Genomic DNA, 23,327 nt, shown 5'->3' on the forward strand with positions numbered 1-23,327 from the left:
AATGGTCGTGATCGGAACCTTTATTCAAAACACCGAATTGGAGCTGGCGCTTTCCGTTCTGGAGCATCATGGCGTCCCTGCGGAACATATTGCGGTGGTCCCGATGCACGGTCGTGAAATGACTCAAGCTTCCGTATCCGCAAAAACCGGCACCGTGAACGAAAAGGCATTCGAAATCGGCATCGCATGCGCTACCGCGCTTGGCGTTGTCGGCACAAGCGTAGGATTCACTCTGGAGCTGGGACCGCTGATGTGGGGAGTGATTTTCTCATTCGGCGGAATGCTTGCGGCGTTTCTGATTGCAAGAACGGTGATGGGCCGCAGGCAGAGGAGCATGATCGGGAGGGTGAGGCGAAAACGTTCGAACGCCCAGCCTGAAATAACGGTGCTCGTTCAGTGCGAAAGCGAGAGGGCGGAGTGGGTTAGTCAAATGATGCTGAAGTATAACGCTTTATCGGTTGGTGAAATGGAAGAAGCATGAAGGCCGGGGGCCAGTCCCTTATGCCAAAAGACCGCAGTCTGATGAAATAATCAGATCTGCGGTTTTTGTTTTGCTAAGACTCTTCAAAACCGGCATTCTTTTACCGAAAAAATAATATAGGTTAGTGTCTAATCATGTCGAATGTAGTCGAACGTGCGAACGGACTTTGAGCGTACATCATGATTAACATCATTTGAAATGGGGATTTGCATGGACCACGTGCATGGTAATTACGATATTGCTTTAGTCGTTTTTTCTTACTTGGTTGCGGTTGTCGCTTCTTATACGGTACTGGATTTGGTGGGGAGAATCAGCACGTCCGTCGGGCGTTTCCGATGGCTGTGGCTGTTGTTCGGCGCTGCCGGTATGGCCATGGGCGTATGGTCGATGCATTTTATCGGCATGCTGGCTTTTTCGCTTCATGTTCCGGTCGCATATGACTTGATTACGGTCGTAGAGTCGTACATCGCTATTCTAGCGGGCTCCTTTTTGTCATTGATCGTCGTAGGGCGGGAGCGCTTGGAGGTTCGCCATCTGTTAGGCGGAGGATTGCTGCTTGCGGCCGGTATTGTCGCCATGCACTACTGGGGCATGGAGGCTATGCAGATCAACATTTCCTACGACCCTTATTATGTGGCTTTATCGGTTGTGATTGCGATTGGGGCCGCTATAACCGCATTCTGGTTGTCCTTCTATTTCCGTAAGGGAAAGGACAGCGGGAAAATGTGGAAGAAGCTGGCCAGCGGTTTTATTATGGGCGCGGCCGTTGTCGGGATGCATTATACGGGCATGTTCGCAGCCGAGTTCTATTTGGGCGACAAGTTCAACTCGACGGCCGGCATTATCCTCGATCAGAAACGGCTTGCTTACTTCATCGCGTGCGGCACGCTGCTGACGCTGGGGCTATCGATTCTCGGCATTTTTATATCGAACCGGTTCGCGAGCAAGGAGTCGGAAATCCAGGCCGGATTTACCTGGTATAAATCGTTGTTCGACAATAACCAGGACGGCATTATTGCCGTGGATCTGGAGTACCGGATTACGGGCTTTAATCCGGCGATGGCCGAGCTGCTCGGTTTAAACGGCGATTTGCCGCTCAACCGGTCGATTGACGAGATCTTGCATTATATCGCGGAAGAAGAGCAGGAACATACGAGAGAAAGCTTGCAGCGCTCCTTTAGCGGGGAGCTGCAAAACTACGAGACGGCCATTGTGCGCCGGAACGGGGAACGCGTTGAGCTGCATGGGATTAATGTGCCGGTGGTGGTAGACGGCCGCGTTGTCGGCAGCTACATCATTGCGCGGGATATTACGGACGAGAAGCGTTACAAAAATATGATCCGCCACCAAGCCTACCATGATGAGCTGACAGGCTTGCCGAACCGGCGCATGTTCAACCAGCTTTTGACGGAGAAGATCGAGAGTAAGACGGAACGGTTCGCCGTGATGGTCATCGATATCGACCGGTTTAAAATGATCAACGACTCCTTGGGTCATCTGTACGGGGACCAGTTTTTGCAGGAGATGAGCAGGCGTATTCAAGACTGCATAGCGGGGATGAACGTTACGGCCGCCCGGATGGGCGGGGACGAATTTACGCTGCTGTGCGACGGCGCGTACAGCTATCGCGACCTTTCGAAGATGGTCGAACGAATTATTCGAGCCATTAGTTACCCTTACCGGCTTAAAGATAATGACTTTTATGTCACGGCAAGTATTGGTATCGCCTTGTATCCGGGGGACGGCAGCGACGCGGTTCAGCTGCTTAAAAACGCGGATACGGCGATGTACGAGGTGAAGAAAAACGGGAAGAACGGCTACCGCTTTTACTCCAGCGACTTGAACAACAAATTGCAGGATAGAATTGAGCTGGAAGCCCATTTGCGCAAGGCGCTGGCCGCGAACGAGTTTTTTTTGCACTATCAGCCCCAGGTGCGGGCGGCAAATAACGAGCTGATCGGGGTAGAAGCGCTCGTGCGCTGGCAGCATCCCTCCCGAGGCGTGATCTCCCCGGGCGTCTTTATTCCAATTGCGGAGGAGACCGGCATCATATACGAGCTGGGCACCTGGGTGCTGCGCGAAGCATGCCGGCAAATGAAGGAATGGCATATGGCGGGAGGGCCGCGAATTCCGATCTCCGTCAACCTGTCGTCCCAGCAATTCCATCAAGCGAATTTAGGCGCGCACATCCATTCGATTTTGGAAGAGACGGGATTGGAGCCCCAATATCTCGAGCTTGAGATTACCGAGAGCATGATGATGGATCCGGCCGTGTCGAACAGCATCTTAAGCGAGCTTAGCGAATATGGCATAAGGCTGAGCCTGGATGATTTCGGAACGGGCTACAGCTCGCTCAGCTACTTGAAGCTGCTGCCGGTCCAGAAGCTGAAGATCGACCGCTCCTTCATTCGGGATATAACCGAAAATCCGAACGATAAAGCGATCGTCGCGACCATCGTATCGATGGCCAAGCATTTGAATATGGATGTCATTGCGGAAGGGATCGAAACGAAGGAGCAGCTCGATATCCTGATGGATAACGACTGCCAGAAGATTCAAGGCTATTACTACAGCAAGCCGCTCCCTGCGAAGGAGCTTGAGGCGCTGTTTTTCGCTTCACGGGAGAAGGAGTAAATAAAGGCCGGCCTTATCGTCATTTTGGACGAGTGGGGCCGGCTTTTCTTTGCTATTCTTGATGCGGGTCGCACGTATTGCTCGCTGCTTAAGTCAAAACCGCTGCAAATAGCTATTCAGCTGAGCTCCTCACCTTGCGGCGAAATACCAACCACTCGGTCAAATTGCAAAATTGCTGCAAATCTGCAGGAATCCAGGGGTTGGAGCGGTGTTCTGGACCAAATTGCTGCAAATCTGCAGGAAATCAAGCGTCAGCTCGCTTGTTTCGCGCCAAAATGCTGCAAAATGCAGGAAAGCAAGCTTCAAACCTCTGTTCCGCACCAAAATGCTGCAAAAATGCAGGAAATCAGGTGTTAGACCGCTGTTCCGGACCAAAATGCTGCAAAAATGCAGGATTTCCGCCTAAATAGCTGATCGGTTGGTCATTTTACAGGTAAATTGCTGTATTTTTGCATGAATTTCAAGCGAAACAGCCGCAGCTCGAAAAAATTGATGCACATTCGCAGGAATCCAAGTGTGGAGCGGTGTTCTGGACCAAATTTGCTGCAAATCTGCAGGAATCCAGGCGTTGGAGCGGTGTTCTGGAAAAAATTGCTGCAAATCTGCAGGAATCCAGGTGTTAGACCGCTGTTCCGCACCAAAATGCTGCAAATCTGCAGGAATCCAGGGGTTAGACCACTGTTCCGCGCCAAAATGCTGCAAAAATGCAGGAAATCAAGCGTCAAACCGCTGTTCCGCACCAAAATGCTGCAAATCTGCAGGAAATCAAGCGTCAAACCGCTGTTCCGCGCCAAAATACTGCAAAAATGCAGGAATCAAGGTGTTAGACCGCTGTTCCGGACCAAAATGCTGCAAAAATGCAGGAATCAAGGTGTTAGACCACTGTTCCGCGCCAAAATGCTGCAAAAATACAGGAAATCAAGCGTCAGCCCGCTGTTCCGCGCCAAAATGCTGCAAATATGCAGGAATTCAAGCATCAGACTGCTGTTCCGCACCAAAATGCTGTAAATCTGCAGGAAATCAAGCGTCAGCCCGCTGTTCCGCGCCAAAATACTGCAAATCTGCAGGAAATCAAGCGTCTGCCCGCTGTTCCGCACCAAAATGCTGCAAATCTGCAGGAATTCGGCCTTAATGGTCGATCAGGTGGTCATTTTGCGGGTAAATTGCTGTATTTTTGCATGAATTTCATGCGATACAGCCATAGCTCGAAAAAAATGATGCATATTCGCAGGAATTTCGGCTGGAGGGCTTTCGGTTTCGATTTTCGCCCTGCGGCCATCGCCTTCTGCCATCGCCTTTTCCATCGCAATATGCCATCTGCCTTCTGCCTCCGGTTTTCGGCCTACGCCTTACGGCTTCCGGTTTCGGTTTCCAGTTTCGGCATCCGGCTTTCGACCTTCGGCCATCTGCCATCTGCCATCGCCATCTGCCTTCTGCTTCCGGTTTTCGGCCTTCGCCTTACGGCTTCCGGTTTCGTTTCCGGTTTCGGCATCCGGCTTTCGAACTTCAGCCATCTGCCATCGCCATCTGCCTTCGGCTTCCGGTTTCGGCCAGCGCCATCAGCCTCTTTACGCCTTCGCCTCGTAAAGCCGGACGATTTCGACGATCGTCTTGACGGCGAGCTCCATATGATCGACCGAGACGTATTCGTAACGGCCGTGGTAGTTCATGCCGCCTGTAAAAATATTCGGCGTCGGCAGCCCCATATACGAAAGCTGGGATCCGTCCGTGCCGCCGCGGATCGGCTCAACAATCGGCTTGATGCCCAGGTTAACCATTGCCTCATGCGCGATGTCCACGACTTCTTTGACGGGCTCGATGCGCTCCCGCATGTTGTAATATTGATCCTTCATCTCCAGCGTAATCCGGTCTGCGCCGTACTTCGCCTGAAGCTCCTCCACAACGCTCGTCATAAGCGCCTTCCGCGCGTTAAATTTCTCGCGGTCATGGTCGCGGATCAGATAGCGCAGCTCCGCGCCTTCTACGTCGCCTTCAAGCGACTGGAGATGGAAGAAGCCCTCGTAGCCCTCGGTATGCTCAGGCGCTTCTTGAGCCGGCAGCTTGCCGTTCAGCTCCATCGCGATTTTTACGGCATTGACCATCTTGTTTTTGGCGGTGCCGGGATGTACGTTTTTGCCGCGAATCGCGATGCGGACGCCGGCTGCGTTGAAGCTTTCGTACTGCAGCTCGCCGAGCGGCCCGCCGTCCATTGTATACGCGTAGGTCGCGCCGAAGGCATCGACGTTGAAGCGGTGCGCGCCGCGGCCGATTTCCTCGTCCGGCGTAAAGGCCACGCGAATTTTGCCATGCTTAATCTCCGGATGCTTGATCAGGTACGCCATCGCGGTCATAATTTCCGTCATGCCGGCTTTATCGTCGGCCCCGAGCAGCGTTGTGCCGTCGGTTGTGACAAGCGTCTGGCCTTTATATCCAGCCAGCTCGGGAAATTCCGAAGGCGACAGGATAATGTTCTGCTCCTTGTTCAGCACGATATCGCCGCCATCGTAGTTCTCGACGATTTGCGGATTAACGTTTTTGCCGGTCATGTCGGTGGCGGTATCCAGATGCGCCATAAATCCGACCGTCAGCACGTCCTTATCCGTATTAGCCGGTAAGGTAGCGAAAAGGTAACCGTTCTCGTCGATACTCACTTCGGTCATGCCGATTTCCTTCAATTCCTCGGCCAGCATGCGTCCGAGCTCCAGCTGGCCCGGCGTCGACGGGCAGTTCGGGTTATTTTCATCCGATTGGGTATCGACCTTCACGTATGTAAAAAAACGTTTAATTAATTCCTCTTTCATGGACATGGGCAATTCAGCTCCTGTAAAGTGGGATTCATCAAAAGTATAATACAAAGCGTGAAGCAAATAAAATGAACGGCTGAAGGGAGTTGAAGATATGGAAGAGCGTTCTGACAAAACGCCTTATGAGGCGATTGCGCGCAGGCTTGAGCCTTCGGCCAGGCTGCTCTCCTGCAAGATGCTGCAAGGCGGCGTGTCGGCGCAGACGGCGTATATGGAAGTAGACGCAGGCGGCAGAGGATTGATGAAGCTGGTTGTGCGTCGGCATGGCGAAGCCGATCTGCGGCGCGAGCCTGATGTGGCCAGGCATGAATATGAGCTGTTGAAGCTGCTGACAGCCCATGGACTGCCGGTGGCGAAGCCTTATCTGGCGGATGACTCGGGCGAAATTTTTTCGACTCCCTATATTGTCGTGGAGTATATGGAAGGATCGATGGAGCTGCAGCCTGCGGACCCGGTTGACCGCGCGCTTCAGCTGGCGGACGAGCTCGCGCGTGTACATTCACTCCCTAGCCAAACGGTTCGCCAGGCGAAGTCGTTTCTTCAGGGCGCGCATAGCGCAGCGGCTGACAAGCTTGCCTCGCCGCCGGAGAAGCTCGACGATTCGCTGAGCGAAGGGCTCATACGGGAGACGCTCGTGAAGGCATGGCCGACTATGCCCCAAAATGAGGATGCGATTTTACATGGCGATTATTGGCCGGGGAATGTGCTGTGGCGGGAAGACCGGCTGGCGGCGATCATCGATTGGGAGGATGCGGCTTGCGGCGACCCGCTGTCCGACGTCGGCAATGCCCGTCTGGAGCTGTTATGGAACTATAGCGAAGAGGCGATGGCTGCTTTTACGAAGCGGTATCGGTCGTTGATGCGGGGCTTGAACTACGATGCGCTGCCATGCTGGGATTTGTATGCGGCGCTTCGTCCGGCGTCGAAGCTGTCCACTTGGGGGCTGGAAGCGGGGATGGAAGCCGCAATGCGGGAGAAGCATGCTCGGTTCGTTCGGGAAGCAACGGCAAAGCTTGGGGAAATCGGAGCATGATTTGACGTTTAGATTGAAAGACTATAGCAGATGAGATTACAGCAGTCTTATCCATTGTAGCAGCTGATCTTTTGTTATATGATATGTAAGGTGATTTTCGGGCGAACGCCCGTCACCAATTTGCTGCGATGACGGAGGATACGATGAATTCCGATAAAATGAATCCTAGAGATTTCAACTATAGAATGCCCGCCGAATGGGCAAAGCATGAGCGCACTTTTATTTCCTGGCCTGTGCAGGACTCCATGGTTTATCCGGACAACTACCCGAACGTAAAAAAGGCCTATGCCGAAATCATAGAAGCGATGGCGGAGTTTGAGCCGGTAACGGTTGTCGTCAATCCGGACGATCTGGTTGAGGTAAAAACGCTTTTCGCCGGCAACAGCAGCGTAGATTTCCTGCCGATCGAGCATAACGACGCATGGCTGCGGGATAACGGCCCGACCTTCCTGCTGAACGAGCAGAGCGAGCTTGCGGGCGTGAACTGGGGCTTTAACGCGTGGGGCGGCAAATATTCCCCATGGGATCTGGACGATGCGGTGGCGTCTCAGGTGCTCCAGCATGTCGGCGTGCGCCAGTTCGACGCGCCGCTTGTTATGGAAGGCGGTTCGATTCATACGGACGGCGAAGGAACGCTGCTGACGACGGAAGAGTGCCTGCTGAACGAAAACCGCAATCCCGTGCTGACGCGCGAGCAGATTGAAGAGCTTGTGAAAAATTACGTGAACGTCGATAAAGTCATCTGGCTGAAGCGCGGCTTAAGCGGCGACGAGACCGACGGCCATGTCGACAACATCGCTTGCTTCGCTGCGCCGGGCAAAGTGATCCTGCAAGTATGCGACGATCCTGAGGACGATAACTATGAGATTACTCAGGAGAACCGGGACATTCTTCGGAACGCGGTGGATGCCAAAGGCCGCAAGCTCGAGATCATCGAAATTCCGCAGCCTCCGAAGCGCGAATATGAAGGCAATCGTCTGACGCTGAGCTACCTGAACTTCTACTTCGTCAACGGCGGCATAATTTTGCCGGTGTTCGGCGGCGAGGCGGAGGAGACGGACCGCAAGGCGGAGGAGATTCTGGCGGCGGCATTCCCGGACCGCCGGATCCGCAAAGTGAACGGCATGGGCATTATCGCGGAAGGCGGCAACGTGCACTGCACGACGCAACAAATGCCGGCCGGCCGCAGAGGCTAGGCTGAAGGTTAATGTTGAAGCATGTTTCGCTAACGCGAAACATTAGCTTACGCTTACGAAGTATGTTTGCTTCGCAAACATTAGCATAATCTTACGAAGCATGTTTCGCTAACGCGAAACATTGAGGAGGTTTCAGAATGAACAAACGAATGGTCAAAGTCGCAGCCACACAGATGAGCTGCTCCGCCGATAGAGACGAGAACATCCGCAAGGCCGACGCGCTGGTTCGCGAAGCGGCCAAGCAGGGCGCGCAAATTATTTTGCTGCAGGAGCTGTTCGAGACGCCTTACTTCTGCCAGAAGGAGAAGTCGGACTACTACGTGTACGCTTCCGAGATGGAGCAGAACGCGGCAATCAACCACTTCCGTCAAGTCGCGAAGGAGCTGCAGGTCGTACTGCCGATCAGCTTCTACGAGAAGAAAAATAACGCCCGCTACAACTCGCTCGCGGTCATCGACGCCGACGGCGAGATTCTAGGCCGTTACCGCAAGAGCCATATCCCGGACGGTCCGGGCTATGAAGAGAAGTTCTATTTCAACCCCGGCGATACGGGCTTTAAGGTTTGGAATACGCGCTACGCGAAAATCGGCGTCGGCATCTGCTGGGATCAATGGTATCCGGAAGCGGCGCGCTGCATGGCGCTGATGGGCGCGGAGATCCTGTTCTACCCGACCGCGATCGGCTCGGAGCCGCAGGACGGCTCGATCGATTCCAAAGATCACTGGCAGACTTGCATGCTGGGCCATGCGGCCTGCAACCTGGTGCCTGTCGTCGCTTCGAACCGCGTAGGCGTGGAGACGGATTGCGATTCCAGCATTACCTTCTACGGCTCCTCCTTCATCGCGGGCCCGCAAGGCAACAAAATCGCTGAAGCCAACCGCACGGAAGAGACGGTGCTGGTCGCAGAATTCGACCTGAACCAGCTGGAGACCCAGCGCATCGAATGGGGCATCTTCCGCGACCGCCGTCCGGACCTGTACGGCATCATCGCGTCGTACGACGGAGAGCTTCGCATCAATTCCTAATAGCCTTAGGCGTCAAACGCCGTAGGCATACCAACATGAACAAGCCGGCCGCATTTCTGCGGCCGGCTTATTTTGTTAATCCAGAAGACGGCCGTCATCATGCCATTGGCCGTACATTTTATTTTCCCTGGTGCTCGCTATAAATTTGTCCAACCGGCTTTTAAACACTTCCGGCTCATTTTTAAGGCTTTGAATCGTGTCGATTCGAACCCTTTTATATAGCTCCGGGAACGCCATAAAATGCTCCCACACTTTCTTATCCTCTCTGAGCCTTTGTTCAATTACAGGGTCAATTTGGAAGGAATGGGGATTCATATCCGGAAGCGCCTTTCTTCCTTCGTCTGTCATGAGCCCCAGCCTCTCGAGGCGCCGGACGCGCTCTTTGTTCAGCTCGGTCCATAAGCTTCGTTTGCTCCGGGGAGACAGCCTCTGCGCCGTCTCCGTATCGGATATTTTCTTTTTTACGCCGTCGATCCAGCCGAAGCATAACGATTCCTCGACCGCGTCCAAGTAGAGCAAGGTGCCGGGTCTTGGCTTCATGCTGACAATGATCCAGCAGCATTTTTCCGTCTTGCCGTTCTCCTGCAGCCAAGCCCTCAATTCCTCTCTTGATTTGGCTGGCAGCAGATTTTCAATGTCCATTAGCTTGCGGATCCAACAGGCTCTTGGTACCAATACAGCGCGTAGTCGTTCATGGTAGAGGCATGGCCGAGCTGACGGAGCATCGTCGACACATTGCCCCTGTGGTAGCTGCCGTGATTGGCGACATGCAGCACAATTTCCGAATAGCTCGTTTGGCGGATGCCGGCGAACGGATTGTCGAGCAGAATGGATTGCTCCAGATCTGGCTGGCTCCGGAACCACTCCCGGTACTGCTCTGAGAGCTGCGCAAACCGTTCGGCATATCCGTCGGCGGAATCCAGAATGTCCGCATGACGCATACATTCCTGCAGCGCCTCCCGCATTTCCATGCCTGTTAAAATCAGATACCACATTTTATCCACCACATAGATGTGGTTGAGGGCGTGCGCGATAGTCGGGTACGAGCTGTTCACTTCTTGACTTAGCACCGAGGACGGCAGTTCCTTGATTCTTCCTAAGATCGTTTGGTTGGCCCATGCGTGGTAATTGAACATTTCAATAGGGTAATTTGTCATTCGTATCGTCTCCTTTTGATGCGATATAGGATTTGTTTTGGCTTCTGTCGTCATTATAAAAAAAGTAATATGACAACAGACTGTCATACTACTTCATAAAGTTTGAGCGTATTTTTAAGCTGTTCTTTTAGGATGTCCCGCAGCGCGGGAGGCTCGAGAACCTCGGCGCCGCTGCCGAAGCTGAGCAGCTTGGACCAAAGCCAACGCGCTGTAAGCGGCCTGTACACCGATATTCGCATCGTCATGCTTCCGTCGGGATGGAATTGCTTATCGGCCTGATGAAACTCGTCCAGCGCATCCGCCAAAGCTTCGGGACCAACCCGCACCACAACCTCCTCCGCCAGATCCAGCCCCGCCCTGCCTGATGAAGCGGCATCCTTCGACTCGGAATTCGGCTGGAAGGTCTCCTGTGTCGGGGTCAAATTCAACATCCGGGATAACCGGAATTCCCGATATTCCTGCCGCGTCCGGCAAAAGCCGTGAACGTACCAGTTCCCAAATTTAAAATGCAGCTTCATCGGTTCTACATCACGGGTCGTGCGTTCATTATTGGCATTGATGTATTCAAACCGGACGACCATTCGTTCCTTAATGGCCGCGCGCAGATGAGGCAGCGCGTCGGGATCCGTACGTCGGGTATCCAGGTCCACCGCCAGAATCGGAGTCTCATGCTCCTCTCCAATCGTTTGCAGCCGTTCGATGGTTCCTTGCGCGCGCTCATCCTCAAACACGGTGGAGAGACTGCTGAGAACAGTAATCAGGGAAGCGACATCATACGAGCCGAGCAGGCTTTTATCCATTTTGAAACCGTCCATCATTCCAAATCCGCCCTTATAACCCTGGTAAGACACGACCGGGAAGCCGGCGGCGCAGATCGCGTCGATATCTCTGTATATGGTTCGCGGGGATACTTGAAACTCATCGGCCAGCATGGTGGCCGAGATCACTTCATTGTTCAACAGCTTATAGATGATCGAAATCAATCGTTCCAGTTTCATAGGCATTCCTCCGTTATCCATTCCGTCATTTGGTCGTTATTATAGCACATCAGGGCCCGCCATTAATTTACAACCTGGCGGGGGTGCGGTAACATCTAAGCAGAGAGTAGAGACGGACGGGAGCGTGGACAGGTTGAAAATAAAGGTGTTAATCGCCGATGACAACTCCTTCGTGCGCGAAGGGATGCGGATTATACTTGCAACTTTTGAGGATTGCGAGGTTGAGGCGGCGGTAGAGAACGGGAAGGAAGCTGCGGCTTACTGCGAGCGGCATGAGGTTGACGTGGCGCTGCTCGACGTGCAAATGCCGGTGATGGACGGTGTGGAGGCGACAAAGCTGATCTCGGAGCGGACAAAAACCAAGGTGCTTATCCTGACGACCTTTGACGATGACGCGTTTATCCAGGCGGCGATCCGGAACGGGGCGAAAGGCTATTTGTTGAAAAACAACGAGCCTGAACGCATTCGCGACGCGATTCGTACGGTCTATCACGGGCATCATGTTCTGCAGGATGTCGTGCTTGATAAGCTCGCCGCGGGCTTGCTTGCGGACAAGGAGTCGGAGAAGAAGGCCGCGGGTGGGGACAAAATCGATAGAAGCCTGTTCACGGCGAGGGAGCTCGAGATTATGTCGCTGATCGCAAAGGGCCTGTCCAACAAAGAAATTTCGAAGCAGGCCTTTCTTTCCGAAGGCACGGTCGCGAACCATATTACGTCCATTTTAAGCAAGACCGGCCTAGAGCATCGGACTCAAATTGCGATCTATTACTTGACGGGAGAGGTTCAGAAGTGATCGAACGCAACCGTATGCCGGAAGGCTGGATGATCGGGTTCAAGTCGGCGGTTCTGCTGTACGTTATCCTGTCCACCTACGAGACGGACCGCGGCGGCTGGTATATCGTCATGCTTTTGCTCTATATAAGCCTCGAGCTTTTAGGTTATCTCGTGAAGGGAAGCCATTACAAAAGACTGGCGGCGGTCCTCACGGTCGCGTTCGTATGCGCGGCTGCCTATTGGATGCATCCTGCTCTTATTTTGTTGGCCCCGATGGCGGTTCATAGTCTCGCCGATTCCATCGTTCGGCAGCGCGTTTTTATTTTTGTGCTGATGCTGCTCCCGATTTTTATTGTTCCGGACAGTATCGTATTTCTATACGGTTTGCTGGCCTGCATAGCCTTTCTATACAACGAGATGGCAAGCGCCCATATGCGAAGAACGGATTTTCTGAAAAAAACAGTGGAAGAGCTGCGCGCGGACAATCAGCGGCTCCGAAAAAGCGTCAGCGAACACGGCGAGTACATCCGCCAGTCGGAATATACATTCAAGCTCGAGGAACGGAACCGCTTGTCGCAAGAAATTCACGATAAAATCGGCCACTCCATGACGGGCGCGTTAATCCAGATGGAGGCGGCCAAACGGCTGCAGGCGACGGATGCGGAGAAGTCGGCCGAGCTGCTGCAGAACGCCATTCAGATCTCCAAAGACGGCATCGAGAGCATCCGGCTTGTGTTGAAAAATATGAAGCCGCTCATCGAGCAGCTGGGATTAAATCGCATGAAGCTGTTTGTAGACGAATTCTCGGCTACGCATAATCTGCCGACGACGCTTTCCTTTGAAGGGGACATGGACCGGATCGAAGCGCTCCATTGGAGGGTCATTCAGCAGAACGTGACGGAGGCGTTAACGAACACGGTGAAATACGCGCGGGCGACCGCCGCTTCCGTCCATATTGAGGTGCTTAATACGTTAATTAAAGTGAACGTGTCGGATAACGGGGCGGGAGCGGCTAAAGTTGTAAAGGGCCTCGGCATCGCCGGGATGGAGGAGAGGGCGGCGGCGTTAGGCGGGAAGGTCATTGTCGACGGCTCGGCGGGCTTTTCCGTTACGACCCTTCTTCCCTATGTCAAGACATGAAAGAATAAGCTAGCAAAACATGAGAATTCTCATGCCGAAGGATGAACTTGTGCACTATCGCAGGGTTCATCTTTTTTTGTACGATGAGTTCAGAAGAGAAACGCGGGAGGGAATAGAATGAACAACGTGCTTCAATTAAAACAGCTGACCAAAACCTATGGAGACTTCGCGGCGGTCGACCAATTGTCGCTAAGCATTAAAGAAGGAGAAATTTTCGGCTTTCTCGGGGCGAACGGGGCGGGAAAAAGCACGACGATTCATATGATCGCTTCGTTGATTCCGATCACGAAAGGCGAAATCGAGGTGCTCGGGAAGAACATTGTGAAGAACAGAAGATTTGCCAAATCGAATATCGGCATCGTTCCTCAAGAGATTGCCATTTATGAAGATATGACCGCTTATGAGAATGTGCGATTTTTTGCCGGGCTGTACGGGTTAAGAGGGGCGCTGCTGAAAAGCAGAACGGAGGAGGCGCTCGCGTTCGTGGGACTCGACGACAAGCACCGCAGCTTCCCGAGAGATTTCTCCGGCGGCATGAAGCGGCGCCTCAACATCGCCTGCGCGATCGCTCACCGGCCGAAGCTGATTATTATGGATGAACCGACCGTCGGCATCGACCCGCAGTCGCGCAATTATATTTTGGAATCGGTGAAGAAGCTGAATGCGATGGGCAGCACCGTCATCTATACGAGCCATTACATGGAGGAGGTCGAGGAGATCTGCACGCGGATCGCGATTATCGACCATGGCAAAATTATCGCGGAAGGAACGCAGGCGCAGCTGAAATCGATTATTACCGACCAGAAAACAATCGGGATTGAAGTCCGGACGATGGAAGGGCTGAACCTGGAGAAGCTAAGCGGCATCGCGGGCGTAAGATCGGTGGAGGCGAATGAGGAGCGCCGCGAGATAAGGGTCAGCTCCGACGCTGAAGTGAATAATTTGAACCGCATTTTGAAGGAGCTGCTCGCGGACGGGATGGAAATTCGCGCAGTCGAAGAGAGGCAGCCCAGCCTGGAGACGGTATTCCTTACGCTTACGGGCCGGAGCCTTCGGGATAACTAACGAGAGGAGGAGAGCGAATTGAATATATGGCGAATTGCGGTTAAGGAAATGCTCGTAAGCCGGGATGTGAAGATGCTGCTTTTTATGCTGGCGACACCCGTCCTCCTGATGCTGATTCTCGGCACCGTCCTATCGAATGCATTTAGCGGAAGCCAGGCGGCGGGCGACATTCGGGTCCTGTATATAAGCGAGTCGGGCGTGACGGCTGATGAACTGGCCGCTCAAGCGGAAGCGAAAGGGGTTATCCTCGAACAGGCATCCTCCGGCATGGAGGAGTCGCTTCGCGAGGTTCAGGATGGGAGCTATACGGGCTTCATGATGATAAAGGAAGCGGGCATTCATTATTACGGCAACAGCCGCAGTAAGCTGGAGAACGGTATCGTGAACGGGCTGCTGACGGGAATCGCGGAACGCTCCAAGCTGGAGGCGACGCTGACCGAGCTGCCGAATGAGGGGGGCGCTGCCGCTGCCGCCGGCGGGAATGCTGGATTGGTGAAGGAGACGCTGCTGGAGGGATCGCCGCGTCCGGGCGCGATGGACTACTTCGCGATTGCGGTGACAACGATGAGCATTTTCTATTATGCGGCAACCGCCGGACAGCTTATCGATAACGAGAGGGTCCGCAATACCGCAGCAAGGCTGCTCGCCGCGCCCGTCTCGAAATATGAAATTTTTACGGGGAAAGTGATTGGCAATGTCGTGCTGAATACGCTTTTTGTCGCGGTAGTGGTGTTTATCAGCAAATATATGTATGACGCGAATTGGGGCAGCAACATGGGGCTGGTATTCCTAGTGCTTATCTCGCTTATCGTGTTCACCATCAGCATGGGGCTGGCCATCAGCTATTTGATTAAAGGGAAGGCGGCCGGCGCGGTCATTATGATCATTATTCAATTGGCCTGTCTTTTCGGAGGATCGTATTTTCAAGTTGTCGATAACGGCGATTTCATCAGCGTGATGTCTCGGTATTCGCCGCTCACATGGTCGAACGAAGCATTGGTCGGCATCATTTACGGCAATGATAGCGGCGAACTGTTCGCGGCTTCCGAAGCGATCCTGCTCAATATCGGTATTTCCGCCGCGCTGCTTGCAGCGTCGATATTCATCATGCGCAGAAGGGAGGGGCTCTAAGTGAAGGATACGTTATGGGTATTCCGCAGAACGATGACAACGATGCTTAGAAGCTACAAGAGCCTTTTATTATACTTGATCGGCCCCATTGTCGGCATTGGGCTATCGTTCCTTATTTACGGCAATGAGCAACAAGTCGCCTTTCGCGTCGCTGTCGTTAATTTGGACGGCGAGCAGGCTGTAGCACAAGATGTCGCGTCATTTCTAAGCGGCGTCGAGCGGGTGAAGCTCAGCGAGCTTCAGAATGCGGAGGAGGCGCGGGAGCAGGTGCAGACCGGCAAGCTGGATGCTGCGCTCGTTCTGCCGAGCGGCTTCTCGCAAGGAATGATTTCGGGTGAAGGAAGCGCGGCGCTCGAGCTCGTGTCGATTGACTCGTCGATGGCCGCCTCGTATATCCGGACGTATTTGGACCCGCATTTGGAGAGCTTAACGGCGCTTGGGAGGACTGCTCTTGAGACAGGAACGGAATTTGAGGAGGCCTTGGCCAAGTATAGTTCGGCGGCATCTCCTGTGTCCGCGGAAGTAGTGGAAGACCGCTCGGTGCAGCGCGACATGACGAACCGCTCCATCGGCTATCTGGTTTTGTTTATGATGTTCTCCGCGGTGAACCTGTCGGCCTTCATGATAAAGGAGAAGGAGAATCGCACCTATTTCCGGCTGCTCACGACTCCGATATCGGGCAGAACATATACCCTATCCAACGTAGCGGCTAATCTGGTGCTGCTGCTGGCGCAGATCGTCGCGATGCTGGTTGTGATGAAAGGTTTGTTCCACATCGATCCGGGCGTTCCGATGTGGCCGCTGGCGATCGTATTGTTCCTCTTCGCTTGGGTGGCCGTCGCCCTATCGCTGGTGATCGTGGCCTTCTCCCGCCATTCGATGACGACATTGGCGCTCCAGAACCTGGTCATCATTCCGACTTGTTTGCTGGCGGGCTGCATGTTCCCGATCGATGCGATGCCGGAATCGATGCAAGGAATCGCCAAATTCCTGCCTCAGCGCTGGCTGCTCGACGCCATCGACCGGCTGCAGCAGGGCACAGCCCTAACGGAGCTTGGCATGCACTTGCTCACGCTCGCGGCCTTCGCGTTAGCCTTCACGCTCATTGCGGCCTACAAGTTCGGGCACAACAAGGACACAAGGACGTTTATCTAGGAGCCGGGCCTGCTCCCTGTATGGGGAGCAATCGGGCGGCAACGGGGGCAACGCTTAGTCGGACAGCGGCGAGGCGGTGACAAGCGTCTTTCCGTTCCTTGAGGGGGGGGCGGATAGGGGCAAGCTGCGCGCCAATCCGTTGGGGCAGGGAGCGACTAACTCAATATCGCCCGCCGAGAGCCCGCTTGTCCTTTTGGGGACGGGGCAGGAATAGCAAATAGCGCCAAAAGTACACCTATTCCTCGAAGAAAAGGGCAAAATTAGAAAAATAGCGTCAAAAATGCACCTATTTCATCCAAAGTAGCACTGAAGTGCCTGCAGCGGAGAAAATAAGTGCAGTTTTGGCGCTATTTGTTCGCTCAGTGGATTGTGCAGAAAATAAGTGCACTTTTGACGCTAATTGTCTATCGAGTAGGTAATTCGGCAGCAGCAGTCGGTTCGGCTGTGACTGTCGGTTAATTTGGTAATGACTCGGCTCGCCGCGGGCCGCCGCAAGCAGCGGGCCAGCGCGTCCGGGCGCATGCCGCTCGGCTCGCCGCGCCCCGTCGCCCTAATCGGCGGACGCGACGACGCGGTTGCGTCCGCTTCTTTTGGCGAGGTCCGCTTCGGCGAATAGGGCGGCGCTTGTCGTCCGGCCTGCATTCGACGTGCTGACGCCGATGCTGGCCGTCACGTTCATCTCGCCGATGATGGAGCTCCAATCCGAGGATCGGACAAGCTCGCATACCCGCTCGGCGAACTCAATCCCTTTGGCCGCGTCATAGCCTGGGCAAATAATGAGGAATTCCTCGCCGCCCAAGCGGGCCGCCTTAGCAGGCTCGATCGCCGCCGCGTCGAGAATCTTCGCGAACTGGACGAGCACCGCGTCACCCGCCTCATGGGACATCGTGTCATTAATTTGTTTGAAATGATCCAAATCAATAAGAACCGCAGTGATCGGCTGCTCGGACCCGAGATGACTCAGCAAGTCCTCCATATGGGCGTCGATAAAGCGTCGGTTGTACAGCCCGGTGAGCGGATCCCGGAGCGAAAGCTCGCGGTAATGCTCGCTGCTGCGCCTTGCTTCATTCGTCTCGAATACCGTATGGAGAATTTGCGAGCGCGCCTCGCGTTCGTCCGAGCGCTGCTTCTCCAGTTCCTCATGGTAATCCCGGAACGTTTCGTAAGCTTCCTTATATCTGTCCGTAGCGGCATATAGCTGCGCCTGCTCCAGCTTGATTCTTACCAGGAAGCCGCCGGCCTCCTTCTCTTCGCAAAAGCCTTTCAGCCGCGTCAGCGTCGCTTGCGCCTGATCGTATTCGCCAAGCTGCCTAAGCGCTTGAGATAAGGTGATCTGGCCTTCAAAAAATGAAAAGACGTCGCCAAGCAGTTGGCCCTCGCGGTACATATCGGGCAGCGGCATAAGCAATCGAACGGCCGTCTCCGGTTTGCCGATTCTAAGGTCGATTTGCGAGACCGTATCGAGCTGGAACGGCACCGGCGGCAGATCATGCTTCCTCAAAAGGTCCATCATACGCGCGGCTAATTGCTCCGCCTGATGCAATCGGCCCAATTCGGACATGGAATACGCTAAATTATTCAAGGCGTATAGTGACGTCCGCACATTGCCGGTCGCTTCGCAAATGTCCAAAATCTCTTCATATCTGCGGTGAGCTTCCTCGAGGTCTCCGGAATGGCTGAGTGCTACGGCAAGCGTCATCAGATGATTCCCTCGTATTTGAGGGGGCGTATTCTCAGGCAAGTAGGCGATGGAATTAAGCGCGTATTCGAGCGCGCTGGTGCCGTCGCGTAACCTTAAGAAAAAGGTAGCCAAATGGCGGAAGCTGCGTGCCAGCACGATGTTATTCGAATGCTCGACCGCCCATTTATTAATTTTGCGGATGGTAATGCCGGATTCGGCCAGCTGCCCTTGTCTCATCAGCGCGCCGATTATGATCAGCCGCGCTCTCATTTGGTATTCTTCGTTTTCTTGCTGCGCCATTAATGCAATACCGGCTTGTCCTACGGCCACGGACACCTTTATGTTCTCGTATTGAACGATCTCCGCGTCATCCAGCCACTTGGCGAGCGATGCCGAAGTGTGACGCTCGGCCGGGATGGAGCGCATCTCTTCCTTCCAGCTTGGCTCGAGTTTGGAGAAGCAATAAGGGCATCTATCTTCTTCGGCTTGGTCATACGACCATGCGACGGTAATCTGACAATGGGGGCAGCGATTCATCAATAGCTGCATCGAAAACCCTCTTTGCTCTAACGGAATCGTATGTTTCATTTTATCCCTTGCGGGAATGGGAAGACAATACCCCGGGGAAATTTCTATTTTAACAGATAGGGCGCGCGGCGTGCTATACTGAGGTCATGAAGACATCACATACGGATGACCCCATTCAACCGAATGAGAAGAGGTGCAGCGTCTGCGGAGCGATGAAGCCGCTTGGCGAGTTCCTGCGCCGGACAGGGCGGCGGTCTGGCAAGCACGGACGAAGAGGAACCTGCCGCGCCTGCAGAAAGACTGCCATGAACGCGCCGTCCTATAGTACAAGCGACCGTCCCTTAACCGTATCTGCGGAGGAGACGGCATCAACTGCGGCGGGCGCTGTCTCATTAAGCGTTACGTCCCCGGCCAAAGCGTCTCCCAAAGAAGACGCAACCGCGGCTTCTGTCTTGAAGAAACGCCCGCGCAAACGCAGACGGAGCGGCGGCGCCCATAAGCGCCAAGACGGAGCTGCCGAGCAGCATGCTCCGCAGCCGAAGCGGGAGAAGGAGCAGCCTCCCGACGTATCGTTTTTGAAGCCGACCAAGCTCGGTTTCATTCGCATGCGCGGCAAGACGGATAACGGTCGGCGCTGGTACCAAGAGATCGAACCGGAGCTTGCGTATATATTGGTGAAGGAAGGCGCGGCGGTCGTCGTGAACCGGCACACCATTCGGAGGCTGTACAGCAACAAAGAGTTTCGGCAGTTCATCCTCACGCGCGATCAATATACATGCCGGTTCTGCGGGCAATACGGAGACACCATCGATCATGAGCTCCCCCGCTCGAAGGGCGGCCATACGACGCCGGCGAACTGCGTATGCGCCTGCTACGCGTGCAATCAGCGGAAGGCGAGCCGCGATGTCGATGAGTTTATAAGCGCGATCCAAGAGGAATCGCTGGAATAACCAAGCCTATGCGGCAGCTTCGAACGTGATCGAGACGTTTGAGGCTGCCGTTGTTTATTTTTTTCGACAGAATCTGCTAAGCTTCACGGTATGTTATCCTATTGTAAAAAGAATACGATTTAAATAGGGGGATGCCGATGGAAAACTGGCTGGGCAGATCGCTCAAGCATAAGCTCTCGTTGCTGATCATCATTTCCGTTCTCGTTCCTGTCCTGTCGCTTGGTCTGTTCTCCTATACCATTGCGGAGAGGCTGACCGAGGAGAAGGCCAAAAGCTCCGGACTGAACACGCTTAGGCTTCTGGGCTCCTATCTCGAGAATATGGTAAGCGACGTCGAGTCGCTGTCACTCTATCTGATCGGGCATGAGGAGGTGCAGGACTATCTTCGAACGCCGGAGAAGGACGTGTTGAAGCAGACGAGAATCGCCAATTTGCTGATGACGATGTCAATCTCGAAGCCGTATATTGCGAACGTTATCGTAGAGTCCAATTCCGGCAAGCCGGCAATCGCCTACAAGTCGGTTACGGCGTCAACCTGGACCGACATTGCGGAGCAGTATCCGAGCTACTACACGGAATTTCCGAAATGGTGGTCCTCGGTGCACAGGCAAGTAACGTCATCGGAGGGCGCAAGGGATGTCATTACCATGTCGAGGCCGATACGGAGCACCAAAAAATATTACGATATCGGCATGCTGAAGATAAGTCTGCTGCAAAGCGAAATTGCGGAGCATCTGAAGCAAGGGGGGCTTGAAGGAGGAGGCGTCGTCCTATTATTGGACGGACAGAACCGCATTTTGGCCGGGCCGAATGACTACTTGAAGAACGGAAGTCTCGAAACCTATTATCCTGGAATCAAAAGCTTCAGCGGAGCCTCGGGCTGGTTCGAGTACGGCATAAACGCCGATAAAAAAACGGTCTTGTATTACGATATGCCGAACGTGGAATGGAAGCTCGTCGGCATCATCCCCGTGCAGGCCTATAAGTCGCAGAACCAATATTTCCTTACTTTAACAGCGGTTGCAGTCAGTCTCGCCATGATTTTTGTTATCGCATTTGTCCTGTTCCTCATTCAGAAGGTTACCAACCCGTTGTCCAAGCTGACGAAGTTTTTGAAAAATTCGAGCCCGGACGAGCCGCTTCCGACGCTGCCGGTGACAACGATCGATGAAGTAGGCCAGCTGATCATCAGCTACAACCGGATGAGCTCCCGCATCGAGAAGCTGACGGATGAAGTGAAGAAGAACGAGTCGCTCAAGAAGGAAGCGGATATGATGGCGCTGCAGGCGCAGATTAACCCGCATTTTCTTTATAACACCTTATCGTCCGTACACTGGATGGCGCTGATGAAAGGCGAAGAACGGATCGCCGAAATGGTCGGATCGTTGAGCGACTTTTTGCGGTTCAGCCTGAACAACGGCCAGGAGTACTGTACGGTTCACCAGGAAATTTCTCATATCGACAATTACGTAAATATCCAATCGATTCGTTATCCGGACAAGTTCCAATATGTCGAAGATATTCCATCCGAACTGTTGGAGCGGAAGATGCTGAAGCTGCTCCTGCAGCCGCTAATTGAAAACGCGATGATCCACGGCATTCTGAAGCGGGAAGGGGTAGGGCGCATCTCGGTTCGCGCGGAGGCCGGGGACGAGACGATAACCTTTATTGTGGAGGACGACGGCATAGGCATGCCGAGCCAACGGCTGGAGGAGCTGAGAAAGCGGATCGCGAGCAAGCTTGATCCGGATGGAGTGTCCGATTATTCGGGAGGCAGCTACGGCCTGCGAAATGTGCATAACCGTCTTCTGCTGCATTACGGTCCCGAAGCGGGTCTTCATATCGAGAGCAAGGAAGGCGAGGGGACGCGCGTCAGGTTTACGATTGTGCCGTCTTTTGCGCTGAGGGAGCAGGAGCGCGAGCAGGAGCAATCGAGAGAACGCGTTGCCTTACAGCTGGATATACCAAACCAAGGAGAGGGTAATCGCGAATGAAGCTGCTTATAGTCGACGATGAAGTGATTATTCGGGAAGGGCTCAGCACGGTCATCAAGTGGGAGGAGAACGGCTTCACTCTTCTTCCGCCGGCTGCTTCTGCGGAGGAAGTGCTGATGCGCATGCCGCTAGAAAGGCCGGATGTGATTCTGACCGATATTCGGATGACTGGCAAATCGGGGCTTGAGCTGGCGCATGAAGTGAAGAAAAGCTATCCCGATACGGAGATTGTCATTTTATCCGGTTATGAGGAATTTACCTATGCGCAGCAAGCGATTCGGGAGGGCATCAGCGACTATCTGCTGAAGACAAGCCGGCCCGGCGAGATTATGGCGGCTGCTGTGCGGGCGCGGCAGCGGATCGAAAAGAAACGGACGGCATTGCGGGAAGGCGAAGAGCACCAGAGCGCATTCCGGTTCAAGCTGCTGGAGCGGATGCTTAGCGGCGATCAGCCGGTAACGGAGCGGGAGCTGCAAGAAATTTTGCATCATTATCCGGAGCTGCGCGTCGCGTCGGAATGGGAGTCGCTGGAGCTGTGGTTCGTTACCGCCGCAGAAGCGCTGCCCGCGCTATCGGAAGCGGATCACGGCATTGCCGAGACCGACAGCATGCTTCGCGAAGCGCTTAGCTGCGTCCTGCTGGACTGGAAGGGCGGCTGGCTGTGTATATTCCGGTCCGGCCAGGCCGGAGCGGCGCGCGTGATCCGCATGGCGATGGAGCGGGCGGAGCTGGCGCTCGGCATGCGTCTATTTGCGGCTTCGGGACTTCCCGCCGCTCATGCCTCCGAGCTTAGGGAGTCGGTGCGTACGGCGGAGCAGGCCTCCGCATACCGATTTTTATTAAGCGAAAGCGGTGTCGTGAAATACGAGGACATCCGAACGCGCACAGGCATGCGTACCGTCTGCTCGCAGAAGGAAGAAGAAGAGCTGACCGCCGTGCTCCGTTCCCGTGACTTGGATCAGCTGGATCGCTGGATCTCGGCCGCGCTTGAAGGAATAAAGCGCGATCCGATGGCGACACCCGGTTCGATGAAAGCGTATCTTCACTCTTATCTGGTAGCCGCTTTCCGCTGGCTGGAGCGGGCAGCGGCGTCGGTAGGCCAATCGGCCGCAGACTTTCCGCAGCTCGAGAGCCTTGATTTGAACCGGCTCGACGTTCAGCCGGATGAAGTGTTGAAAAAGATTTTGTCCGCCGCAATGAGCCATTATGGCCGGCTTTCCGGCGGGCGGAACGCTGCGATTGAGACCGCCATCGCTTATATCAGGGACCATCTGGATCAGAGCTTGACCCTGTCACAGCTTGCGGCGGCGGCCCATATGAATCCGAATTATTTCAGCGAGCTGTTCAAAAGGGAAACCGGGAAAAACTATATCGACTTTGTGACCGAAGCGCGCATTGAATGGGCCACAAGATTGCTGAGAGAGACGCCCGCGAAAATAAGCGAAGTGGCGAGACGCGTGGGGTATGAGGATTTAAAACATTTCAACAAGCTGTTCAAACGGTACACCGGCGAGACGCCGTCAAGCTATCGGGAGCAGAGGTTCAGGTGAAATTACACCCCCTATTACCTGAATTCTCACC

Annotated in this window: 21 protein-coding genes; 14 read left to right on the forward strand and 7 right to left on the reverse strand. The window is 54.2% G+C overall.

The window, feature by feature from the left end; translation table 11 throughout:
- The first annotated feature begins 1 nt into the window (after nucleotide 1).
- The 3 genes from D3P08_RS16250 (at nucleotide 2) to D3P08_RS27085 (ending at nucleotide 4,123) form a co-directional block, all read left to right on the forward strand.
- Nucleotides 2–481, forward strand: coding sequence for a hypothetical protein (locus tag D3P08_RS16250; RefSeq protein ID WP_119600762.1), 480 nt, complete (start codon nucleotides 2–4; stop codon nucleotides 479–481).
- 210 nt (nucleotides 482–691) lie between these two features.
- Nucleotides 692–3,115 carry a bifunctional diguanylate cyclase/phosphodiesterase gene (locus D3P08_RS16255; RefSeq protein WP_119600763.1) on the forward strand — a complete coding sequence of 808 codons (2,424 nt, stop codon included), beginning with the start codon at nucleotides 692–694 and terminating at the stop codon, nucleotides 3,113–3,115.
- 453 nt (nucleotides 3,116–3,568) lie between these two features.
- Nucleotides 3,569–4,123, forward strand: coding sequence for a hypothetical protein (locus D3P08_RS27085; protein ID WP_147381816.1), 555 nt, complete (start codon nucleotides 3,569–3,571; stop codon nucleotides 4,121–4,123).
- A gap of 131 nt (nucleotides 4,124–4,254) precedes the next feature.
- Here the strand turns inward: D3P08_RS27085 and D3P08_RS27335 are convergent, their stop codons facing one another.
- From D3P08_RS27335 to pepT, 3 genes are read right to left on the reverse strand one after another with little or no spacing between them, the layout of a single operon-like run.
- The gene (locus tag D3P08_RS27335) at nucleotides 4,255–4,419 is read right to left on the reverse strand and encodes a hypothetical protein (RefSeq protein ID WP_162848505.1); all 165 of its coding nucleotides are present in this window, start codon (nucleotides 4,417–4,419) and stop codon (nucleotides 4,255–4,257) included.
- Nucleotides 4,420–4,464: 45 nt separating this feature from the next.
- Complete coding sequence (locus D3P08_RS27340) at nucleotides 4,465–4,629, reverse strand: hypothetical protein (RefSeq protein ID WP_162848506.1); 165 nt, start codon at nucleotides 4,627–4,629, stop codon at nucleotides 4,465–4,467.
- A 54-nt stretch (nucleotides 4,630–4,683) separates the two neighbouring features.
- Nucleotides 4,684–5,916: a peptidase T gene (pepT, locus tag D3P08_RS16265; RefSeq protein WP_119600870.1), complete on the reverse strand. Its 1,233-nt coding sequence runs from the start codon at nucleotides 5,914–5,916 to the stop codon at nucleotides 4,684–4,686.
- A 97-nt stretch (nucleotides 5,917–6,013) separates the two neighbouring features.
- Here pepT and D3P08_RS16270 point away from each other — a divergent pair, with 97 nt between their 5' ends.
- The 3 genes from D3P08_RS16270 (at nucleotide 6,014) to aguB (ending at nucleotide 9,173) form a co-directional block, all read left to right on the forward strand.
- Nucleotides 6,014–6,952: a phosphotransferase family protein gene (locus tag D3P08_RS16270; protein ID WP_119600765.1), complete on the forward strand. Its 939-nt coding sequence runs from the start codon at nucleotides 6,014–6,016 to the stop codon at nucleotides 6,950–6,952.
- Nucleotides 6,953–7,110: 158 nt separating this feature from the next.
- On the forward strand, nucleotides 7,111–8,148 hold the full coding sequence (locus D3P08_RS16275) for an agmatine deiminase family protein (RefSeq protein WP_119600871.1): 1,038 nt from the start codon (nucleotides 7,111–7,113) through the stop codon (nucleotides 8,146–8,148).
- A 137-nt stretch (nucleotides 8,149–8,285) separates the two neighbouring features.
- On the forward strand, nucleotides 8,286–9,173 hold the full coding sequence (aguB, locus tag D3P08_RS16280) for an N-carbamoylputrescine amidase (RefSeq protein WP_119600766.1): 888 nt from the start codon (nucleotides 8,286–8,288) through the stop codon (nucleotides 9,171–9,173).
- 75 nt (nucleotides 9,174–9,248) lie between these two features.
- Here aguB and D3P08_RS16285 read toward each other — a convergent pair whose 3' ends face one another.
- The 3 genes from D3P08_RS16285 to D3P08_RS16295 all read right to left on the reverse strand — a co-directional run bounded on the left by D3P08_RS16285 (nucleotide 9,249) and on the right by D3P08_RS16295 (nucleotide 11,328).
- The gene (locus D3P08_RS16285; protein WP_119600767.1) at nucleotides 9,249–9,815 is read right to left on the reverse strand and encodes a YdeI/OmpD-associated family protein; all 567 of its coding nucleotides are present in this window, start codon (nucleotides 9,813–9,815) and stop codon (nucleotides 9,249–9,251) included.
- Nucleotides 9,815–10,330: a DinB family protein gene (locus D3P08_RS16290; protein WP_119600768.1), complete on the reverse strand. Its 516-nt coding sequence runs from the start codon at nucleotides 10,328–10,330 to the stop codon at nucleotides 9,815–9,817. The genes D3P08_RS16285 and D3P08_RS16290 overlap by 1 nt, the downstream gene beginning before the upstream one ends.
- Before the next feature lie 83 nt (nucleotides 10,331–10,413).
- Complete coding sequence (locus D3P08_RS16295; RefSeq protein ID WP_119600769.1) at nucleotides 10,414–11,328, reverse strand: helix-turn-helix transcriptional regulator; 915 nt, start codon at nucleotides 11,326–11,328, stop codon at nucleotides 10,414–10,416.
- 133 nt (nucleotides 11,329–11,461) lie between these two features.
- Between D3P08_RS16295 and D3P08_RS16300 the strand changes: the two genes are divergently transcribed.
- From D3P08_RS16300 to D3P08_RS16320, 5 genes are all read left to right on the forward strand, one after another.
- The gene (locus D3P08_RS16300) at nucleotides 11,462–12,121 is read left to right on the forward strand and encodes a response regulator transcription factor (RefSeq protein ID WP_276311162.1); all 660 of its coding nucleotides are present in this window, start codon (nucleotides 11,462–11,464) and stop codon (nucleotides 12,119–12,121) included.
- A gap of 14 nt (nucleotides 12,122–12,135) precedes the next feature.
- Nucleotides 12,136–13,242, forward strand: a complete 1,107-nt coding sequence (locus D3P08_RS16305; RefSeq protein ID WP_119600873.1) for a sensor histidine kinase — start codon at nucleotides 12,136–12,138, stop codon at nucleotides 13,240–13,242.
- A 117-nt stretch (nucleotides 13,243–13,359) separates the two neighbouring features.
- Nucleotides 13,360–14,307, forward strand: coding sequence for an ABC transporter ATP-binding protein (locus tag D3P08_RS16310; protein ID WP_119600770.1), 948 nt, complete (start codon nucleotides 13,360–13,362; stop codon nucleotides 14,305–14,307).
- An 18-nt stretch (nucleotides 14,308–14,325) separates the two neighbouring features.
- Nucleotides 14,326–15,438 (forward strand): ABC transporter permease, encoded by a 1,113-nt coding sequence (locus D3P08_RS16315; RefSeq protein WP_119600771.1) that lies wholly within the window; start codon nucleotides 14,326–14,328, stop codon nucleotides 15,436–15,438.
- Nucleotides 15,439–16,593: an ABC transporter permease gene (locus tag D3P08_RS16320; protein ID WP_119600772.1), complete on the forward strand. Its 1,155-nt coding sequence runs from the start codon at nucleotides 15,439–15,441 to the stop codon at nucleotides 16,591–16,593. It begins immediately after the preceding gene.
- A gap of 550 nt (nucleotides 16,594–17,143) precedes the next feature.
- Here D3P08_RS16320 and D3P08_RS16325 read toward each other — a convergent pair.
- Complete coding sequence (locus tag D3P08_RS16325) at nucleotides 17,144–18,823, reverse strand: sensor domain-containing diguanylate cyclase (RefSeq protein ID WP_162848507.1); 1,680 nt, start codon at nucleotides 18,821–18,823, stop codon at nucleotides 17,144–17,146.
- A gap of 125 nt (nucleotides 18,824–18,948) precedes the next feature.
- Here D3P08_RS16325 and D3P08_RS16330 point away from each other — a divergent pair, with 125 nt between their 5' ends.
- The 3 genes from D3P08_RS16330 (at nucleotide 18,949) to D3P08_RS16340 (ending at nucleotide 23,296) form a co-directional block, all read left to right on the forward strand.
- Nucleotides 18,949–19,752, forward strand: coding sequence for an HNH endonuclease (locus D3P08_RS16330; RefSeq protein WP_240647578.1), 804 nt, complete (start codon nucleotides 18,949–18,951; stop codon nucleotides 19,750–19,752).
- Between the two features lie 137 nt (nucleotides 19,753–19,889).
- The gene (locus tag D3P08_RS16335) at nucleotides 19,890–21,746 is read left to right on the forward strand and encodes a sensor histidine kinase (protein ID WP_119600775.1); all 1,857 of its coding nucleotides are present in this window, start codon (nucleotides 19,890–19,892) and stop codon (nucleotides 21,744–21,746) included.
- On the forward strand, nucleotides 21,743–23,296 hold the full coding sequence (locus tag D3P08_RS16340; RefSeq protein WP_119600776.1) for a response regulator transcription factor: 1,554 nt from the start codon (nucleotides 21,743–21,745) through the stop codon (nucleotides 23,294–23,296). Before D3P08_RS16335 ends, D3P08_RS16340 begins: the two co-directional genes overlap by 4 nt.
- Nucleotides 23,297–23,327 lie beyond the last annotated feature (31 nt).

Origin of the sequence: Paenibacillus nanensis (assembly GCF_003583765.1) — a bacterium.
Classification (GTDB): domain Bacteria; phylum Bacillota; class Bacilli; order Paenibacillales; family Paenibacillaceae; genus Pristimantibacillus; species Pristimantibacillus nanensis.

Bases quoted from the DNA above. Each gene is read 5' to 3' on its own strand.
- D3P08_RS27085 (WP_147381816.1), top strand. From the start codon at position 3,569: ATGAATTTCAAGCGAAACAGCCGCAGCTCGAAAAAATTGATGCACATT.
- D3P08_RS16340 (WP_119600776.1), top strand. From the start codon at position 21,743: ATGAAGCTGCTTATAGTCGACGATGAAGTGATTATTCGGGAAGGGCTC.
- D3P08_RS16295 (WP_119600769.1), bottom strand. From the start codon at position 11,328: ATGAAACTGGAACGATTGATTTCGATCATCTATAAGCTGTTGAACAAT.
- D3P08_RS16270 (WP_119600765.1), top strand. From the start codon at position 6,014: ATGGAAGAGCGTTCTGACAAAACGCCTTATGAGGCGATTGCGCGCAGG.
- D3P08_RS16290 (WP_119600768.1), bottom strand. From the start codon at position 10,330: ATGACAAATTACCCTATTGAAATGTTCAATTACCACGCATGGGCCAAC.
- D3P08_RS16305 (WP_119600873.1), top strand. From the start codon at position 12,136: ATGCCGGAAGGCTGGATGATCGGGTTCAAGTCGGCGGTTCTGCTGTAC.
- pepT (WP_119600870.1), bottom strand. From the start codon at position 5,916: ATGAAAGAGGAATTAATTAAACGTTTTTTTACATACGTGAAGGTCGAT.
- D3P08_RS16255 (WP_119600763.1), top strand. From the start codon at position 692: ATGGACCACGTGCATGGTAATTACGATATTGCTTTAGTCGTTTTTTCT.
- D3P08_RS16250 (WP_119600762.1), top strand. From the start codon at position 2: ATGGTCGTGATCGGAACCTTTATTCAAAACACCGAATTGGAGCTGGCG.
- D3P08_RS16310 (WP_119600770.1), top strand. From the start codon at position 13,360: ATGAACAACGTGCTTCAATTAAAACAGCTGACCAAAACCTATGGAGAC.
- D3P08_RS27335 (WP_162848505.1), bottom strand. From the start codon at position 4,419: ATGGAAAAGGCGATGGCAGAAGGCGATGGCCGCAGGGCGAAAATCGAA.
- D3P08_RS16325 (WP_162848507.1), bottom strand. From the start codon at position 18,823: ATGCAGCTATTGATGAATCGCTGCCCCCATTGTCAGATTACCGTCGCA.
- D3P08_RS16275 (WP_119600871.1), top strand. From the start codon at position 7,111: ATGAATCCTAGAGATTTCAACTATAGAATGCCCGCCGAATGGGCAAAG.
- D3P08_RS27340 (WP_162848506.1), bottom strand. From the start codon at position 4,629: ATGGCTGAAGTTCGAAAGCCGGATGCCGAAACCGGAAACGAAACCGGA.
- aguB (WP_119600766.1), top strand. From the start codon at position 8,286: ATGAACAAACGAATGGTCAAAGTCGCAGCCACACAGATGAGCTGCTCC.
- D3P08_RS16335 (WP_119600775.1), top strand. From the start codon at position 19,890: ATGGAAAACTGGCTGGGCAGATCGCTCAAGCATAAGCTCTCGTTGCTG.
- D3P08_RS16285 (WP_119600767.1), bottom strand. From the start codon at position 9,815: ATGGACATTGAAAATCTGCTGCCAGCCAAATCAAGAGAGGAATTGAGG.
- D3P08_RS16330 (WP_240647578.1), top strand. From the start codon at position 18,949: ATGAAGACATCACATACGGATGACCCCATTCAACCGAATGAGAAGAGG.